General features: G+C 53.9%; 13 protein-coding genes. 3 read left to right on the top strand and 10 right to left on the bottom strand.

Translation table 11 applies throughout. The features are described from left to right. Positions 1-77: 77 nt before the first annotated feature. Complete coding sequence (locus LEPIL_RS12365) at positions 78-1,067, top strand: IS5-like element ISLil3 family transposase (protein ID WP_002772858.1); 990 nt, start codon at positions 78-80, stop codon at positions 1,065-1,067. Positions 1,068-1,487: 420 nt separating this feature from the next. On the opposite strand, the gene LEPIL_RS12360 is transcribed toward LEPIL_RS12365, so the two are convergent. After that, positions 1,488-2,072 (bottom strand): phage tail protein, encoded by a 585-nt coding sequence (locus LEPIL_RS12360; protein WP_143464806.1) that lies wholly within the window; start codon positions 2,070-2,072, stop codon positions 1,488-1,490. A 236-nt stretch (positions 2,073-2,308) separates the two neighbouring features. Here LEPIL_RS12360 and LEPIL_RS12355 point away from each other — a divergent pair, with 236 nt between their 5' ends. Further along, the gene (locus LEPIL_RS12355; protein WP_002769088.1) at positions 2,309-3,316 is read left to right on the top strand and encodes an IS5-like element ISLil2 family transposase; all 1,008 of its coding nucleotides are present in this window, start codon (positions 2,309-2,311) and stop codon (positions 3,314-3,316) included. 420 nt (positions 3,317-3,736) lie between these two features. Here the strand turns inward: LEPIL_RS12355 and LEPIL_RS12350 are convergent, their stop codons facing one another. From LEPIL_RS12350 to LEPIL_RS12305, 8 genes are all read right to left on the bottom strand, one after another. After that, on the bottom strand, positions 3,737-4,312 hold the full coding sequence (locus LEPIL_RS12350) for a phage tail protein (protein WP_002772856.1): 576 nt from the start codon (positions 4,310-4,312) through the stop codon (positions 3,737-3,739). A 14-nt stretch (positions 4,313-4,326) separates the two neighbouring features. Further along, entirely contained in the window at positions 4,327-5,700 is a 1,374-nt protein-coding gene (locus tag LEPIL_RS12345; RefSeq protein ID WP_002772855.1) for a FecR family protein, read from the bottom strand. Next, the gene (locus tag LEPIL_RS12340) at positions 5,697-6,278 is read right to left on the bottom strand and encodes an RNA polymerase sigma factor (RefSeq protein ID WP_143464799.1); all 582 of its coding nucleotides are present in this window, start codon (positions 6,276-6,278) and stop codon (positions 5,697-5,699) included. Before LEPIL_RS12340 ends, LEPIL_RS12345 begins: the two co-directional genes overlap by 4 nt. Before the next feature lie 337 nt (positions 6,279-6,615). After that, positions 6,616-7,452: a hypothetical protein gene (locus LEPIL_RS12330; protein WP_143464798.1), complete on the bottom strand. Its 837-nt coding sequence runs from the start codon at positions 7,450-7,452 to the stop codon at positions 6,616-6,618. A 53-nt stretch (positions 7,453-7,505) separates the two neighbouring features. Next, entirely contained in the window at positions 7,506-9,380 is a 1,875-nt protein-coding gene (locus tag LEPIL_RS12325) for a 7TM diverse intracellular signaling domain-containing protein (RefSeq protein WP_002772850.1), read from the bottom strand. A 97-nt stretch (positions 9,381-9,477) separates the two neighbouring features. Continuing rightward, the gene (locus LEPIL_RS12320; RefSeq protein ID WP_002772848.1) at positions 9,478-9,882 is read right to left on the bottom strand and encodes a DUF4332 domain-containing protein; all 405 of its coding nucleotides are present in this window, start codon (positions 9,880-9,882) and stop codon (positions 9,478-9,480) included. 262 nt (positions 9,883-10,144) lie between these two features. Then, positions 10,145-11,449: a 3-hydroxyacyl-CoA dehydrogenase family protein gene (locus tag LEPIL_RS12315; protein ID WP_002772847.1), complete on the bottom strand. Its 1,305-nt coding sequence runs from the start codon at positions 11,447-11,449 to the stop codon at positions 10,145-10,147. Positions 11,450-11,767: 318 nt separating this feature from the next. Next, positions 11,768-12,709 (bottom strand): tetratricopeptide repeat protein, encoded by a 942-nt coding sequence (locus tag LEPIL_RS12305; protein ID WP_002772846.1) that lies wholly within the window; start codon positions 12,707-12,709, stop codon positions 11,768-11,770. Positions 12,710-12,772: 63 nt separating this feature from the next. Between LEPIL_RS12305 and LEPIL_RS12300 the strand changes: the two genes are divergently transcribed. Next, the gene (locus LEPIL_RS12300) at positions 12,773-14,002 is read left to right on the top strand and encodes a hypothetical protein (protein WP_002772845.1); all 1,230 of its coding nucleotides are present in this window, start codon (positions 12,773-12,775) and stop codon (positions 14,000-14,002) included. Between the two features lie 5 nt (positions 14,003-14,007). On the opposite strand, the gene LEPIL_RS12295 is transcribed toward LEPIL_RS12300, so the two are convergent. Next, entirely contained in the window at positions 14,008-17,826 is a 3,819-nt protein-coding gene (locus LEPIL_RS12295) for an LA_1737 family protein (protein ID WP_143464797.1), read from the bottom strand. Positions 17,827-17,882 lie beyond the last annotated feature (56 nt).

The raw sequence follows: 17,882 nt of genomic DNA, 5'->3' as shown, positions 1-17,882 counted from the left end.
GGGGAGCGTTAGTGATGTGAAGGCTTTGTTGCGCAAAAAAGGCTTGTACTTTGCGGCCCTAGCGACATAACGATATTATGAGCGCATTGCGGATAAAGGGAAAGCAAGATCCAAAGGTTCCCTATCGAGTTCTGAACTGGAGAGATTACAACAGAGGGCTCGTTAAGCGAGGGGATCTCTGTCTCTGGATAGAGGATGGAATTGAGGATCGCTGGTATTCCGTGGAAACACCGAATCGCCGGGGAAGAAGAGATAAATACTCTGATGCTGCTATTGAATGCGTTCTCGTTTTGAAGAGTCTCTTCGGGCTGCCTCTACGGCAAACAACGGGGCTGCTGGCATCGCTTTTCAAGCTCTCCGGATTGGATCTGGAAGTACCGGATTACAGTCGAATCTCACGCAGACAGGGTCGGCTCTCCCCTTCTATCAAATTGCCGAAGGGAATCCGATCAAAACCAATTCATCTTGTACTCGACGGAACGGGGCTCAAGGTTTTCGGCGAAGGCGAATGGAAAGTTCGCGAGCACGGTGCGGGGAAACGAAGGACATGGCGCAAGCTTCATCTTGCCATTGATGCAGGTAGCGGACAGATACTGACTGCGTTACTAACCCAGCGTGATACTCACGATGCGGAGCCCGCACCCGATATCATTCGATCACTCGTAAAGCAAGGCTATGACATAAAGGATTTTCGCGGGGATGGAGCGTACGATGCTCATAGAGTGTTTCTGACATGCTTGCAGCATGGAATCAAAGCCATTATTCCAAGCAGGGAAGGAGCCATTCTATCAAGCGAAAAATACGAGAATGCCATGGATAATACCTGGCCACGCGATGAAATCGTGAAAAGAATTCGGGAAATCGGAAAAGGAGGTTGGAAGACAGAGAGCGGATATTTCAAACGATCACTTGTAGAAATGGCAATCTATCGCTACAAGCGAACGTTCGGTGACCGCCTGAGCGCTCGTAACCTTGAGAACCAGCGGGTAGAGGTCGCTTTGCGGGCCTCTATGCTTAACAAAATGATCAAGACGGCTAAACCGAAAACAGAGAAGCGGATCAGGTAATAAACGTTCTGGAATTGAAATCCGGGAGGCTATTGGCTCGGATAATCTTTGCGCAACAAAGTCTGATGTGAAAATAATGAGATTATGTCGCGCCCGAACAGAGGGCATTGTAGTTTCGTTTCATTGATACCACGTAATGTTCGCCCCCCTATGTTCGCTCTCCGTGCAAAAAGAAGTTTTTTGACCGCGAAAAGCGCGAACTACGCGAAAGTTTCGATCCGAATTCAGGAGAGCAAAGTCAGGCGGCGATTGCGGCTATCCTGTGAACAGGAAAAGGCAAACACCTAAAAAGCTGCGTCGTCTCTCCCTGACTTCTCCGCGCCCTCGGTGCCCTCTGCGGTTCAATGCTTTCTGGCCCTTGGCCCACAAAGAAAAAGGGAGGCATGGCGCCTCCCCTAGAGTTCGACGATTTTCCGTCTCTCAGTTCTGGCGCATGCAGTAGATCAGCGCTACGTTACGCGGGCGGGTTTCTGTAGATGTGCGGGGTGCGATGCCTGAAGCATCAGCAGTTGGGTCACCTGTCTTGGAAGACGATCCCCAATAATAGGCACCACTGGCAGGTCCATAAGATCCAGGAGCAGTGTGCCCCCAAAAAGAACCTCCCAGGGGCGAATGACGGTGCCCCTGAAACGCATCCATCTGTTCGTGACCGAGTGTGCGTATCGCTGATTGCGGGTCAACGTTAGCCGCTCCAACGCCCATGTTATCCATACCGCGAATAAAGCGTCCTCGCAGATCGGGCGTGCCGTTTGTGCCGTCGGCGATGGTCCAGCCTTCGGGGCAATCAGAGAGATAGAAAGCCGAAACCTCACCCTCCGGTGCTGCCATCGTAAAATTGCGATTGAGTTCGGCGGCGCTGATCACCTCGCCGGCTGAGAAGACCTTCATGGCAGCGGCTGCGGCAAAGAGCGTCGTTGTGGCAAGGGCGATGCTGATACCGATGCCGATTCCAAGGCCTCTCGCCACGCCTTGCTTGAATGATTTAAGAGTAGAACGTTCTATCATGGCCTTCTCTTTGCCCCGCATCAGGCAGCGGCTACAAGAAGGCTACTGCGAAGGCGAGCGTCCAGTCGACCGCTTTTTATGCGGCATAGGCCGCTGGATGTGCGGAGTCCTGTAAGCCTCACTGTATCGGGGATCTTGATCGTCTGCGGTCAGTGACATAAGATAATTATGGGAGCGTTAGGCTTTGTTGTACTGAAAATGCTTGTACCCTGCAATGAGTCGTATAAACTGAACGCATGGCCCGGAAAAAAGCTGAAACACAGACCGAAGCAAAAGAGAAAACACGTTATCGTGTAAAGAACTGGCGGGAATATAACCAGGCCCTCGTGAACCGGGGAAGCCTGACCGTATGGATCTCAGATGATATCAGCACGACCTGGGCAGCGGAATACCGTCATAGAGGACGCGGCCATCAGCCTGTTTATTCGGACCAGGCAATTGAGTTCATGCTGACTCTCCGGGGCCTGTTCAAATTCCCTCTTCGCCAGACCACCGGTTTTGTAAGGTCGCTATTCACGATGCTAAAGCTGGATCTGCAAGTGCCCGATTATTCACAGGTTTGCAGAAGACAGGCGGGGATCAAGATGAAGCCGATCAATGCCTCAAAGGCTATGAAAAAAGGCGTGGATCTGGTTATGGATTCGACGGGGCTGAAAGTCTATGGCGACGGTGAATGGATGACCAGAAAGCATGGTCCCTCAAAACGTCGTACGTGGCGAAAACTGCATATCGGAATCGACGTTAATTCCGGCGAGATAGTTTATGCCGAGTTAACAAGCAATAATGAGGATAGCGGCGACAGCAAAGAAGCGGTAAAGGCGATGCGAGATTTGATTTCGTCAGGCGTGAAAATAAAGTCGTTCAGGGGCGACGGAGCCTATGATACTCATGCTGTTTACAATACCGCCCGCATCAACGGAATCAATGTGATCGTTCCACCCCGCGAACATGCAGTGACGCTCGATGAAAAGTATTCAAATGCGGAAAGGTTCAAGATATCCTGGCAGAGGGATGATACTATCAGGGCTGTGAGAGAGAAGACCCGAGCAGCATGGAAGAAGGAAAGCGACTATCATAAGCGATCACTCGTAGAAATGACTTTCTTTCGTTACAAAACAGTATTCGGAGAAAGGATGGCCGCTCGTAATTTCCCAAACCAGCAAGCCGAAGTTCTCTTGAGAAGCCGGTTGTTGAACAAGCTCAATCAGCTCGGCAAGCCCGTTTCTGTTCCGATAAAAACCTGAAGACTCAATGTTAAAACGACTGAGCATGGAAGTTCGCACTCTACTGACCGTTTCAATACAACAAAGCCAATGTGCAAATAATGAGATTATGTCGCGCCCGAGCAGAGGGCATTGTAGCTTCGCTGCATTGATAGCACCGTAGAGTCCCCTCTATGCTCGCTCATTGTGCAGTCAGAAGGTTCTTTACCGCGAAAAGCGCGAAATACGCGAAAATTCCGATCCGAATTCAATAAAGAATACTCACGCGGGCATTCCAACAGTCCACCGAACAGAAGAGGCGCCCCGGACGCAGCGTTTGCTCTCTGTGGTTTTCTCCGCGCCCCCGGTGCCCTCTGCGGTTCAATGGCCTCTGCCCTTTTCCACGAAAAGAAAAAGGGAGGCGTGGCACCTCCCTTAGAGTTCGACGATTTTTTCCGTCTCTCAGTTTTTACGCATGCAGTAAATCAGCGCTACGTTACGCGGGCGGGTTTCTGTGGATGTGCGGGGCGCGATGCCTGAAGCATCAGCAGTTGGGTCGCCTGTGGTGGAATAGGGTGCCCAGGCGATTGATCCGAGTGCCGGTCCGGCTGCACCTCCCCCGTTATGGCCCCAGAAAGACTGCCCCAGCGGGGAGTGCCGATGCCCCTGGAACGCATCCAGCTGTTCGTGGCCGAGAGTGCGTATCGCTGATTGCGGGTCAACGTTTGCCGCTCCGACACCCATGTTATCCATGCCGCGAATAAAACGTCCGCGCAGATCGGGCGTGCCATTGTCACCATCGGCCGCTGCCCATCCTTCAGGGCATTCTGCAAGATAGAAGGCCATGATGGCGCCTTCAGGGGCGGCGATGGCGAAGTTCTGGTTGATCTCGGCCGAGCTGATGACCTCGCCGGGTGAGAAGACGTTCATTGCCGCTGCGGCGGCAAAAAGTCCCGTAGTCATCATGCCGAGCGAGAAGCCGACTCCTTTAAAGAATCCGCTGCGTACCAGGGTGAGAATGGCCGGTTTTGGTTGCATAGATCTGGACACCCCTATTCAAAGAGGATTTCTTCGATCTCTTCGGGCGAGATGATGCGCACGCCTGAGGCCGTGTAGACAGTGTATTTGCCGTTTTCGCCGAAGATCGTGCCGAAGATGTACTCTCCGTTTACGAGGATGATTTCCTGTGGTGCCTTTCCAAGAAGCTCGGTCGCCTGTTTGCGGAACGTCTCTTTATCGAGGCCGCCCTTTGACATCATCTCTTTGAAGCGGCGGTTACGCTCTTCGACACTGAGCGCTTCCATTGTCTGGCGCCGACCGGCGAGGCTATCGCCATCGAGAGAAGTGACCTCGGGCGGCTGGCCGAACGCCTCCTGCACGCCTGCGACGATCGTATCGGTGCTTTCATTCTTCAAAGATTCCTCTATCGCTTTCAAAGCGGCATCCATCTGTTCTTTAGAAATGGATTCCTTGTTTCTCAAAGCGGATACTGCCGGCAGGTTCAGTGCCTGATTCAGTGCCGGAATAAGTGCAAGACGCGTCTGGAAGTCGCTGGCCGAGATAACGGATTCTTTACCTTTATCGACGCTGGCCTTTGCTTCGAGAAAAACCCTTCGAGCTCTCGTCAGCAGTTCGCTTTCGGTAATCAGCGATTCCGGAAGATCCTCGAGATCAGACCAGCGGCGACGATAGCTGACGGTACCTTCATAGGTGGTCAGTCTTGTCTGCTGCGTGTCTTTTTCTACGGAGAAGACGGTTCCGATGACCGATGCCTCGCCGGTTTCGGTGACGATGGCCAGGCCGGGTTTTGCCGTCTGGCTATCGTCGCGTTGCAGTCTTGCAAGAGCAGAGCCTTGATCGAGACGGAATTGCAGTCGTTCAGGTCGAAGTCGTGCCATCAGGAGAGATGTGTTGCCATGCAGACGCAGCGTTACGCCCACCGTCGGAGCTTCCACACTGGCAAGCGCCTCTGCGGGCACGGAAAGCACGTCGCCTTCAATGAGGTCCTGGCCCTTCTCTGTCGTCTGTGCATTGAGCTGTACGGGCCCGTCTGCATAACTCAGCGTGGTCGGAATCCTGTCGGGGCCGGAGTAGATAAAGCCGAAGTAGATCAGCACGGCCGCCGCAGCTGCAGCCGGTAAAGAGCTAAAGGCTGCTATACGACGGAATCGTTTCATCTGGAGAACGCGACCGTCTGCCGGTTTGCCGTCGGCCGATGATGTACCGTCCGATTCGAGGGCCGCTTCTTTTGCATCGTCCTGTCGTTTTTCTTGCAGGGCGGCTTCATTCATCGCCTGCAGGCGCAGACGCAGACCCTCGGGCATGGCTTTCTTCTGAGTACGCAGTCCCTTCAATTCTTCGGGCCAGCTTGAGGATGGCTCGTCGAGGATGCGGCGTGCAAGATCTTCGAAACGCTGTTCGCTCACAGTCCCACCTCCTCAAGATTCAGTCCTGCCTTGCGGCAGGCATCGGCCAGGATGCTCAGTGCCTTTTCCATTAAACGATACACTGTTGCCTGAGATCGGCCCGTCTCTTTGCAGATCACATCGACGCCGACCTCTTCTATAAAACGCAATCGAATCACAAGTCGTATGTCTTCGGGCAGAGACGGATCTTCGATCGTATCAAGCAGCACAAGCTGTAGCTCACGCGCCAGTTCTTCTCGCGAGGCTCGCTCCTGATAGGCCGTATCGATCGTATCGTCGGGCAGAACGACGGAGCGACCATCTCGCCGGCGCTGCGAAAAGTGGTCGTTGCGCGCAATCGTCATGAGATACTGGGCGGCGCTTTCGCGGCGCACCTTCTGACGGCGCACCTGTTCGATGAACTTCACGTAGGCGTTCTGTAACGCTTCAGAGGCGGCATCGTCATCCCGGCAGAGGATACAGAGATAGGTATAAATACGGTCTCCATGCTCGAAGAGGAACTGATGCAGATCCTCCTCGGTCATCATCTCGGTCGCCGTCATCCAGCCACCGCCCGGTATGTACATCGCGACGAGCACATATAGAATACGCACATGGAGAGGATTTCTCTCAAAAAAACATGGATCAAACAAGGAAAAATGAACTTTCCGTTTAATCTCATGCGTTACGGACCAAGTGTGCAAGAATCGAACTTTGATGTATCAAAGACGCAGGTTTTCGGGCCCGATGGTCCGGAATTAGTGCCAGATGAGGAGATTGAGCCGCCAGTTAGGTTGAGCAGCAATCCGGCCGGACTCTTCGGATCAAAGCTATTACTGAGGTCAGAAACGATACAGCCACTCAGTGAGAGCAGGATCAGGGCCAGAAGCGGTCGTATTTTCTTTGCGAGACCTCTCATGATGCTCCCTCACGCAGCTACAGAAAAAAAGTGACCGACGCCGAAACCGTGTCTCTGTACCAGTAAAAGCCCGGAACAAAGTCGGGAAGACGGCTCTGCTCGCCTGTTCGTGAGAATGGCCTGCGACACCGCTCCATCAGAGGTCCGCGACAGCTAATGTCAAGCATGTTCCAGCCCCATAAAAACGTGAAAAGCCCGAGCATGGTGTTCCCTTCGTTCTGTAGCCGGTACACCCGGCGCTCTTTTTCTGAAAGATAGAAGAGGTTCATGGCCGTAACATCGAGCACGGTGAAGGCTCCGGTCTGGCTTTGCGCGGCGATGGCGGCAACAGGCACGGGATCGTTATAGTCGGCCTCGGCGGCGGCATGTTGCTGACGCAGCGTCCAGTAGCGATAGAAGACAATAAGGCTGCTTGCAGCAAAGAGAGTACCGTTTCGCTTCTCACCGATCGAATACTGCCCCCACCCAGGCAGGATGGCCGACTTTAAAACGGGCCCCCAGCCTTTGCCGGGATGCCACGTTTCCTCCGGCGTCGCTTCGGGAGGCTTGCGCAACTCGTCGGGCCGCTTTCGGATTTGTGTTTCGGGAGTCTCCACCGGCGTATTCTCGGGCTTTTTTTCGGGTAAAAGATGCGGCTTTTGAACGGGCGGCCTGTAGGGGAATTGCCAGGTGAGCGGACCGGGGCGGACCGAACGAATCTGCGAGTTAGGAATGAATTTGATCATTCCATTCGAAAAGCTGATGCGATGAGCATTGCCCGTCGGCTCGGCCTTAACGTCGTGGTAGACCATGCCCGATTTCAAGGCGACCCGGTCTGCCAGTATGATATTTTGCGGTATGACTAACCATATCATTGATACGGTAAAGGCGACAGCCTGTGTTGATTTCAGATTTAAGCCATACATCGTCAGGGATCGATGAGCAGGAATGTCGCATCGTCCTCGGGTTCGCTCTGTGCGTAAAGGATAAAAGAAGTGAGCAAGCGGTCAGCGGCGCTCTGTAAATCCATAGATGCCGTTCTTGCCAGCTCTGCACGCAGACGATCCGTACCGAACTGCTCGTCGGAGTCGCGGGCCACCGTCTCGATCAGGCCGTCCGTAAAAAGCAAGATACGATCCATCGGCTTGAGATCGATGATCGTTTCTGACCAGCGTTCGCCGACGCCAAGAGGTCGTCCACGAACGGGCGGCCGTAACACCAGATTCTGATCACGGCTGAGGATCAGGCAATGCGGATGACCGGCGCTGGCACAAATCATCCGCTTTTCCTGTATCTCGACGATCAGAGCCGTGATAAATAGATCGGGAAGAACCGGAGAGAGGATCTCATGAATGCCGCGGAGAATCTGTGCCGGTGTTCCGCCTCGTGCCTCGCGAAAAGCGACGAAGAGCATCGACGCCTCAAGGGCGGCCGGCAGACCGTGACCGGCGACGTCGGCCAGGAGCAGGGTGAGATGGCCGCGTTCGTTGCGATGTCCGTGATAGAGATCGCCTCCGATGACGGCGGAGGGCAGGTGACGCACGGCGACGTTCTCGGGCAGCTTTGTCTGTAGCAGCCGACCCTGAATGCGGCCGGCAAGGCTGAGTTCCTGTCTGAGGGCGCGGATGCGCTCTTCCTGCACCCTGGCCCGACTCCAGGCGCGCTCCGATTCCGTTTTAAGAAGATTGTAGCGATCGGCGACGGCGAATCCGACCAGGATGACCTCGATCGATTGAGTGAACTGAAAGGCGTAGCGTGTGACGGCGTTTACGGGAAGATACCCCATCGCCTGCAGAAGCGAGAGCAGCGCTCCGACCATGACGGCGCCGAAGCCGACGAAGAAATAAACGGCCGGACGATAGCCGGCGCGGGCGCACATGAAGCCGCTTGAGAAGAAGAGCAGAAGCATCACGGCGGCAAGATGATCGAGGGCCTGGTTAATCATGCGGAACGGCAGAAAGAGCGAGAAGAGCAGGATAATACAGGCGAGGGCGATGCCTATCTGAAGAGAACGGTGCAGCCGCGGAGTATGCCGCTTTGTGGCAAGTAGATGGATGGCAAGGGCGCTCGACGATATCAGGCTGAAGATATAGATATAGTTATGCAGCTCGCGCGAAACCGCCGGCAGCGACGGAAAAAGATAAAGGGCCAGGAAGCCGTTTAGAGAAAGCTGAAAGAGCAGGTTCGAGAAAAAGAGCGTAACGGCGTAAAGCAGATGTCCTTTCTCGCCTGTCGTCGCAAAGAGAAAGAGATTATAGAGGATCATGACGGCGATCCATCCGAAATAAAAGCCCTGAACGATCGTATCGCGGCGCGCATTCCGGTAATACGCCTCTTCGTCACGAACGACGACGGGCAGGGCGATGCCGATCTCGCTTGCCACTTTCAGATAATAGACGTTTTCTCGATCGGTTGCATAGGGCAGGGAGAAGGTATGATGACGATCCTCCTGTTCGCGCAGCGTTGCCGGAACGGTGCGTCCGGTCTTTGTATGATGCAGGACGCCGTCTTTTTCGGTATACAGGTCGATCTGGTCGATTGAGGGCAATTCGACGCTCAGGAACAGTCGCGGGGGAAGTCCTTTTTCAAGAGTGAATCGTACCCAGACCGGGTGACGCAGAACTCCAAGATTGGGAGCGACTTCGTCAGAACGGTGAAAGCTACCGCTTCCTTTCAGAATCTCTTCGATCTGAAGCTCGGTCGGTTCGGTGTATAAGTCCAGCGCAGGGCGAATTTCAATCCCCGACTCGGCGAAGAGGTGTTGAATCGGACACAGCAGAACAAGAAAAAGCCACCGGCGCACAGCTGGCAGCTTATCTGAATCGAAGGGAAGAGCAAGGCAAAAAGCGCGAAAACTAAGAGGTAAATCGTCCGCGGATCGCTCCACGGACGGATCTTTCTCAGTAGCTAATCGCGCGCGGAAGCGATTTTGCCTGATCGATCCAGGCCTTTACCTGAGAAGCAGCCGGAACCTGACGCACGAGCTTCTTTTTATCGTTTGTCGTCTTGAGCGTTTCGGTCAGAGCATCGGCCTTGCGTTTGGAGAGTTCAACAACGGTATCGACACCCGCCTCTTCAAGCAGATCGGCATATTCTTCGCCGACGCCTTTGATGCGAAACAGATCGACATGATTGACCCATTCGAGAACGAGCTTCTCGCTGATGCCCGATTTCTTAGCGATCTCTTTGCGTCCTGCCGGCGTGCCGCCTTTTTTCAGAAGATCGCCCGTTGAGCGAACCCCTGCTTCGCGCAGTTTCGTCGCGTATTTATCACCGATACCTTCTACCATTTCAAGTCTGGCCATGCGTTTGTACTCCTTTAGAGGCAATTGTCGTATCAGACGCAAAACACCGACAGGATGTAAAACAATTTTTTCAAAGGTGAAGGATTGGTGGCTGTAAGTCCGACTCGGAAAAGCATAAGGTGTGAGAGAAACGGTAGCGTTGCTACCATTTCTCGACGTATTCTAACAGGCAGCTATTTCAGCAGCCTGCTAAGGCAGGCTTCTGAAATAGAAAAGGCGGGCCTTTCAGCCCGCCCGTCTCTCTTACGAGAGTTACAACTTCTCAGCTTGCACGGAACAGCTGACGGAAATCGAGTTTGCCTTTCAGCGAGTAGACCGACTTACCGGAAAGCGACTTCATGTGATCGGGAACGGCCAGACCGGTCTTTTCGATAAAGCGCTTCGTCTCGTCGACGCCGCCCAGCAGATCGATCCATGCCGATGCAGGAACCCAGTTAAATCCGAAGCCCATCGCTCCGTCGGCGCCGGCTACGTCGGTTACGTCGGGAACAAGCGACAGCGAATACGAGATATAGCGACCGATGAAGTAACGCACGAGATCGGCGTCGGCGCCGGGAGCGTTTTTCAGATGGTCGGCGTATCCGCGGTAGTTCGCCTCCTGAATGAAAGCGGCGGCCTGCTTCTTGAAGCTGAGATCCAGCTGCGGAGCGGCTTCGTACTCGTCTTTTGCGATGTTGTAGACCTTAACGACCGTGCGGCCTTCGGCGTTCTTCTCACGCATATACAGGCCCTTGCCTGACTTATTGCCGAGCTGGCCTTTGTCGATCAGCTTCTGCATGTAAGCCGGCAGCTTGAAGGTTTCATGGGCTGCGTCTTTCGTGAACTCATAGATGTTGTCAACGATGGCCTTGTGAACGTCGAGACCGACAAGGTCTGCCGTCGCAAGCGGGCTCATAGCGCGGCCGGTGTATCCCGATAGCATCTGATCGATCCAGTAGATGCCGCCGCGGTCCTGGTTCTTCTCGGCGAAGATGGCCGCTTCGTTCATGAACTGGAAGCCGATGCGGTTGCCTGCGAAGCCGGGGCGATCGTTACAGTAGATGACATGACGCACAAGCGTCTCTTCAAGGTAACGGCCGAGCTCTTTTGTATAGGCCGGGTCGTTTGCCGGATGCGTGATCAGTTCGCACAGTACCAGTTTGTAAGGAGGGTTAAAGAAGTGCGTTCCGTAGTAGTGTTTCTTTCCGTCTTCGTCGAACACTGAAGCCAGTTTTTCGATGGAAAGGCCCGAGCTAACCGTCGAAACAAGCGTGCCGGGACGGCGGGATTTAGCGATGCGTTCGTTGATCGGAAGCTTCGTCTCGTAGTTCTCGGCGACGAGCTCGAAAACCCAGTCGCTCTCGGCGACGCACTTTTCCAGATCGTCGTAGGTGCCGGGAATCATGCGGTCTTTGATGATACCTGAGCGAACAGAGGCGACGGCCTTGTCGATCCCTTCCTGTGCTTTTTCAACAGTGCGTGCAAGCATATGCACTTTCATTCCACCAAACGATGCCAGGATGGCGGCGCTGCCGGCTCCCATCGTTCCATTTGCCCCGAGAAGGGTAACCGTTTTCATTTCTCTCACGTCTCTACTCCTGCGTTTCCGTACATCAGTCCGGAAACCGTCTCTTCCTGATTCTTGCTGCGAACCCTCGATTTCAGCGTAGCATCGGCGGCTCGCGATCCATGCCTGAGGCAGTTTTTTCTCGAAAAGACCTTGATTTTTTCGTCAGGGTCCGTTCGAGAAAAATTTTGTGTCAGAGTTCTGGCAAAAATCACACCGTCAAATGGGAATCAAAAAAACACCAGGATGGTCGGAGCGGAGCGATCGGTCATGAATTTGACGATCGTTGAAGCGAGTGCATGGCTCATGCGATGAGGTGTGGCAAAAAGGCGACGCTTTTTAATCCACTTTTGACAGTCGTTCTACACGGCTGCGTTCTCGCCGGAGCGCCTCGATGCTGTGATCGAGGAAGAACGGTTCGGCGGTGCTTGTAAGCAGCTCATCATACGAGGCGGTGGCCCGTCTATAATCGCCGATGCGGTCGTAAAGCCGGGCCATGAGTAGCAGGCGGCGCAGGGCAAACGAGCTGCGCTCTGTTTTCGGAACGTCGATGGACTCGACAAGGATGCGCGCCTGGTTCAGGCGATATTGACGGTAGCGCAGCTCCGCAAGGCCGAGGCGAAGCTGGCGATCGGTTTCAAAGCGATCCATGCCGCGTCGCAGCAAATCTTCGGCCAGTGACTCGCGTTCGGTGCGGGCGTAATAACCGGCCAGGGCGACCAGTGCCGTCGCGCTGAACGGATTCTTTCGCACGGCTTCTTTGTAATGCAGATGCGCGGCCACATCGTGTTGCAGCCGTTCGTAGAGAGAGGCGAGTAATAGATCGAGGCGATAATCCTTCTTCATCATCGCAGCGGAGCGCTCGGCAAAGAAAAGAGCCTGCTTGAAATCTCGCCTCAGAACAGAGACCCTTGCAAGGTTATAGTTGAAGGCGAAGAAATGCGGATCATCGGCGTATCCGGCCTTCCACATGGCCTCGGCTTCGATCAGTGCCCCCGGATTCGTGGCGCCTTGCAGAGCAAGTTCGACGGCCTCGTTATTAAAGACGGCGATACTTGTGTAGGCGCGGCCTCTGTAGTCGAGGCGAAAGTTCGGGCCGGGCGGACCGTCTCCCTGACCGAGCTGGCCGCGGCAGAGAATCCAGTCGCCGTCAATGCGCACAAAGGTGCCTGCCGGTATCTTTTCGAAAAGCGGAGGCGGATCGTCTTCATCAAGAAGCAGCTCGGGAAATTCCTGCGCCATCATCGGAATCGGCAGTAACAGAAAAGCGATGGCGATCATCCTCACCCTCACAGTATCGCCCGAATCGCTTGCGCGGTTGACCCCCCTTCTTCAGATGGAGCGGTGAGTCCGGCCGCCTCTTTGCAGCTTTCGTTTGAGAACGCATTGCCGCTTTTCGCCTTCCTTCGGTGGTTGTTCTACGCCGGTGTCGTCTTCTATTACGCGAAACGAGGGAAGGTCTGGCCCGTCGTCGTTGCAAGCATGGCCTTCTACGCGCTACAGAACCTGCCCGCCCTTGGCGATGCCGCCTTCTTGCAGGGCATGTATGAGAAGGCGGAACGACGCATCTGGGCCTCCGAGCCGCTCACACATCTTCTGTTAACGCAGACGATCGCGCCGCAGACGCTGCGTCTCTTTCTGCCCCCGCTTATGGGAGGCCTTTCTGTCTGGCTGTGGTTGCAACTGCCCGACATAAAAACGCTTATGGCCCGCCCCGAAGCGCCTCTGAAACACGATGCCCGAGATCTATCGGTGAGGGGGATGCTTATCACGGCGATACCGTTACAGATGGTCTTTTATCGCGGCTATATCGAGACGATGATGATCACCGTCCCTGCCGGATTGCTCTTTCTGCACGCACTCTTTCGCGCAGCAGATCGTCCGACTCCACGCAACGTCATCATCGCATCAATGGCGCTCGGTCTGGCCGTTCTTGTGCATGGCGTGTATTTCTTCTGGCTTCCCGTGCTTCCTCTTCTACCCTGGCTCTGTCGTATTTTCAAGATTCGTTTACCCGATTCGCTGACGGTCGGGCGCATTTTATCGCTTTCGTTGATCTCTGTCGTTATCGTCGCTCTTATGTATGCCGTAGGTCTTGGTCTGATTCGACTGGCCGGCCTCGAACTCGACTGGATGAACGCCTCGGGTGGGGGGGATGGTAAAGCCTTTGTGTCTTTTACGGAAGATGCAGACAATCCGTTTATCGCCTATACGTTTGGATCATGGAATCATATCGTCGCCGTCTTTTCGATTCTCGTTTATGCAGCGCCGCTGCTTCTGCCGATGCTTGTGATGCGCACAGTTCGGATGCTGCGCATGCCACCGCCGTTACTGAGAGATGTTATGAGCCCCGCCGATGCGGCACTGCTTCTGTTAACGGGCGCCTTCATCGGCTTTATAACGCTCTGGAACTTCGATCTCGGATTCTTCTGGGACTTCGATCTGATCTTCTCTCTTTCGATACCGCTGGCGCTGTTAACCGAGAGATTGTGGAGTGCTCGAGCGGCCTGGGCCGCTCTTCTTGCCGTCATGCAGACACTGTTGTGGATGCTGGCCTTCTCGCGATTCTTCTGAGATGCCTAACGCATTTCTTTATCATAGAGAGGAATGAAGATCAGGGCCTTCGCATATCGCCGATTCCCTGCCGGATGCTCGACCGATCTGTAGATCAGTCCTTTAAGGATTGAGAACTTCTCGTAGCCCGTATCGTCTTCGGTCTCATATTCCCAGAGCCATCCCCAGAACGAGCCGCGGCTTTTATATCCCTGTTCGTCTTTTCGGTACTGGCGGTAGATCGTTCCGGCAAGTATGTAGTTGTCGTCGATACGACGCTGTTCGTCTTTTTCACGAAACCAGAGAAGATAGGCCAGATCAGAGTCAAAGGCGTAGCCTTTCTTTCGTTCATGGTAACTGAGCGTCGGCAGAAACCAGAACGACGTCTCGTTCTCGTCGCTGTAATAGCTGTAAACGGGCCAGAACGCCGTCTTGAACTCGCGACCGTGTTCGTGGCTGTTATTGCGCTGAAAGTAATTCAGGAATCTGAAATCATAGCCGCCTGGGCGGGCGTATTGTCCTGTCGTTGCGTTATACGTCTGCCAGTCGGCGGCCAGCCCCCAGAGCAACTCAAAGCTGTGACCTCTTTTGCTGCTTCGGTATTCTACGGCATGAAAAGCGAGCCCGAACTCCGCGGAATCGGCATCGTATTCAAAGTCTGCGAGGTAGAGCAGGTTATGGAATCCGTAGCCCTTGCCCGAATCGCGATAGTAGCCGAGCAGAAAATCCGTGCTCGTCGTTTCTGTGCGATTCATATAGATGGCGGGCAACATGAAGAAGGTATGTTCCGTTTCGGGCTTGCAGCTGCCGACCTTGCTTTCGTATGTATAATAAACGACGGGATAAAGGCGGTAATCGGTTTCTACATCGTCGCAACCCGCCGAATAGCGACCGACCTCTCTGTAGCGGCGGAAAAGCGGCCAGATCAGCCAGCGGTCGTCTTCCTTGCGAGTGCGACTATCGTAGGTTTCACTGTGATACAGGTTCAGCAGCCAGAACGATCTGGATTCGCTTGCATACTCTCCTGTCACCGAACGCTGTGTGGAGTAGTGCAAAGGCGAGTAGTGGGTCACGGTTTGTGTATCGGGCTGTGTCGTTCTGTGATGGGCAAAAAGAGGGAACACCCTCCAGCCTTCCCGGTCGGGTGCGCTATAAGAATGAAAGATCGGCCAGATCACATCCTGCTCTCTGTACTGCTCTTCCGGATCGTTATACGAATGAAACAGGTTGGCGATCCATGTGTTGGTGCGATCTCCTTTTTCTGTCGCCTCCCTTGAATTGTAGAACAGTGGAAGCGCGTAGAAGGAATTGTACGATCCGTCTTCGCTGTTGCCCAGACCGAAAAGCAGCAGCATGTTGTAATCGTCCCGTGCGTCATCTTCAAGATATGTGAATACTGGGACCGGAAAGAAATGAAAGGCGCTGCGGTGGGCCTCTTCACCTTTGCGCTGGTAGCGTGTTGCGCTGCTCAGATAGAGCGGACTGAAGAAAGAAGATGTCGTTCGGGTTTCGTCCGCTGTAGCCACAGTCTTGCCGCTTCCATAATGCAGCCAGGAAAAGGTTCTGAAACGCTCGCCATCCTCGGTCCTTTCAGTCCTTGCGCTGTAAACGGGAAAAAGACGATGCCCCGATTCTTCGGGCGACGAATAACGCTTGAAAAAAGGCCAGAGGATCGAGGTCTCGGATTCCTTTAATTCTTCATCGTAACTGGTGATATACAGAGGACCGCCGTAGACGCGAACAAAGCTTTCTCCTTTGTTGTAGGCGCCATAAACGGGCAGCAGAGCGGGAAAAAAGGCCATGTACTGCTCTTCTTCGCTTTTATAATTCAGATAGAGCGGAAAAAGAAAGGTCATCTTCTCGTTCTCGTCGGCCTCGTTCCATGACAGCCAGGCAAGCGGCAGAATGCGAAAATGCCGGCGGGAGTCTGCGCGCACGTAGCTCGTCCATCCGAACAGGGCGCGCCAGCCCATGTAGGCGCTTGTGTTCGTGCGATCAAACGGGTCGATATCCTTGCCTCTTGTGACGGTCGGTCCTTCGGCCGTTTCAACAGGCTCGGTCGTCTTTGACGTCGTGTCGTTAGCCACGTCCGGGTCGAAGAGTTCAGGGCTGTCCGTTCTTTTGAACTGATCGGGAATGCGACGATCGATGATCGGCAGTCGCGTCGATACCGAGAATACGTCGTAGCCGATCGAATAGTCGGAGTCAAGATACAGTCCGCCGTTCTCTATCTTCGCAAGGCTTTGATTGGTCGAAAAGGTAAGCGGAATGTACAGATCATATTCTTTCAGACGATCGCTCGCGCGATAGCGCAGAGGGAAAAAGAGATAACCCTCGCTTTTGCGATGATTCCAGGAGTAGTAGTTGAAAAGCCACGTGGTGCTGTATTCACGTCGCTCTTTGAGTCCTTTATGGGGCTCGTCAGTCAGAACGACATCCTCTTTCCAGCGTGATGTGTAGAATAAAGGGCCGGCCTGTTTATGCGTATCGCCGTTGCGCCAGTTCCAGTAGAGCGGCGTCAGCATCGTCAGGTCAGATTCGCCTCCACGTTCATACCAGTAAAGAGGCACGAAGTGCGATCCGTGGCTGACGCTATCCTTCCATTTGTAGAAGGGAATGGCCCACAGAGCCGTCTCTTCTTCGGAATCGGCAGTGGGCGGCGTATAGGACTTAAAGAAGAACGGAAAAAGCATGTATGACGTTGTGCTGCTTTCGCCTCCGTTTTTATAGAAGAAGACGGGAAAGACCCACAGCCTTGACCGGTCGTTGCGCGAGCTGTAAGAGTAGAGAGGAATGAAGGCATGGGCGCTTTCTTCTTCGAAAGATGCGCCATCCTTTCTCCAGTAGCTGGAACGATAGAACGGCAGAATGAATAACGTCGAAGAGGCCGTATCTTTCGATTCCATGCTCTTGCTATAAAAGAGAAAGGGAATACTCGGAAAGAGGATGGATCGAGAGTAATGATCGGCGTCCTCTTCGGAGTCGTAGTAGAAAAACGGAAAGAGATGTGTGAAAAACCCGCGATCCTCACGTCCGAACGAACGACCCGAGGAGTAGATAAACGGCAGGATATTGAAGCTCCACGACGATCCATCCTCCGTGGCGTAAGACGACGAATAGAAGGGGATCAAGAACGTCTTTCGGTTCGCGGTGAAGCGACCGTTTCCGTAGTGGCTGTCGTTGGATTTATGATAGTAGATGAATGGAATTGCCGGGAAGAGGTGAAGCGATCGGTTTTCGCTCCATTCGAAATAGCTGAAGAGCGGGAAGAGATAGAGCGATCGTTCTTCTACGGTCGTCTTTCCGTTCTGCCAGCCATAATCCGTACCAAGATGAAAGAGAGGGAAAAGACCGAATCCCCTGTAGCTCGGTCGATCCTGCGTCTCGTAGTTTTTCCACCAGGCGAGATAGGGACCGATGACGGTCGTCGTGTCGCCGTCCTCTTTATCGTAGTAGGTGAGTGGCGTTAACAGGAAGTCGTTTTCAGCGTTTTCATACTGCCGCCAGAAAAGCGGGAAAAAGATCGTTTCGCGGCGATCGTCGATCTTACTCGCCAGCCGATGATAGAGCGGGAAAAAAGTGACCGAATCGTATTTCGGATACCACGTCGCATTGAAGATGAAGAAGAGGCTGAGCGCCGTTCGCTTCTGGCGCTTTTCGTTTGTCCAGTTTTCGTATGACCCAAGAACGAAGCCCGTCATCCGGCCTTCTTTTGCGCTGCCGAGAAGCTCGGGCTCTTTAAGGTCGGCCCAGGTGCGAGCCGACAGATCAGAGAAGGCCGAAAGCGCAGTGACCAGAACAAGCAGGGCAAGCAGAACAGATAGTACTGGACGGAACGGGCTCATTTTAGTTAAGACGATCGAATAGCGGCACTGTTTCATTCTTTTAAATCGCGAAAGAA

This window comes from Leptonema illini DSM 21528 (assembly GCF_000243335.1).
GTDB lineage: Bacteria > Spirochaetota > Leptospiria > Leptospirales > Leptonemataceae > Leptonema > Leptonema illini.
Note: the sequence above shows the minus strand (reverse complement) of the source record. Positions and strands in the feature narration are given on the sequence as shown.

Coding starts and splice junctions, on each gene's coding strand:
- LEPIL_RS12350 (WP_002772856.1), bottom strand. CDS start 4,312: ATGCAACCAAAACCGGCCATTCTCACCCTGGTACGCAGCGGATTCTTT.
- LEPIL_RS12330 (WP_143464798.1), bottom strand. CDS start 7,452: ATGATATGGTTAGTCATACCGCAAAATATCATACTGGCAGACCGGGTC.
- LEPIL_RS12305 (WP_002772846.1), bottom strand. CDS start 12,709: ATGATCGCCATCGCTTTTCTGTTACTGCCGATTCCGATGATGGCGCAG.
- LEPIL_RS12320 (WP_002772848.1), bottom strand. CDS start 9,882: ATGGCCAGACTTGAAATGGTAGAAGGTATCGGTGATAAATACGCGACG.
- LEPIL_RS12360 (WP_143464806.1), bottom strand. CDS start 2,072: ATGATAGAACGTTCTACTCTTAAATCATTCAAGCAAGGCGTGGCGAGA.
- LEPIL_RS12355 (WP_002769088.1), top strand. CDS start 2,309: ATGGCCCGGAAAAAAGCTGAAACACAGACCGAAGCAAAAGAGAAAACA.
- LEPIL_RS12295 (WP_143464797.1), bottom strand. CDS start 17,826: ATGAGCCCGTTCCGTCCAGTACTATCTGTTCTGCTTGCCCTGCTTGTT.
- LEPIL_RS12365 (WP_002772858.1), top strand. CDS start 78: ATGAGCGCATTGCGGATAAAGGGAAAGCAAGATCCAAAGGTTCCCTAT.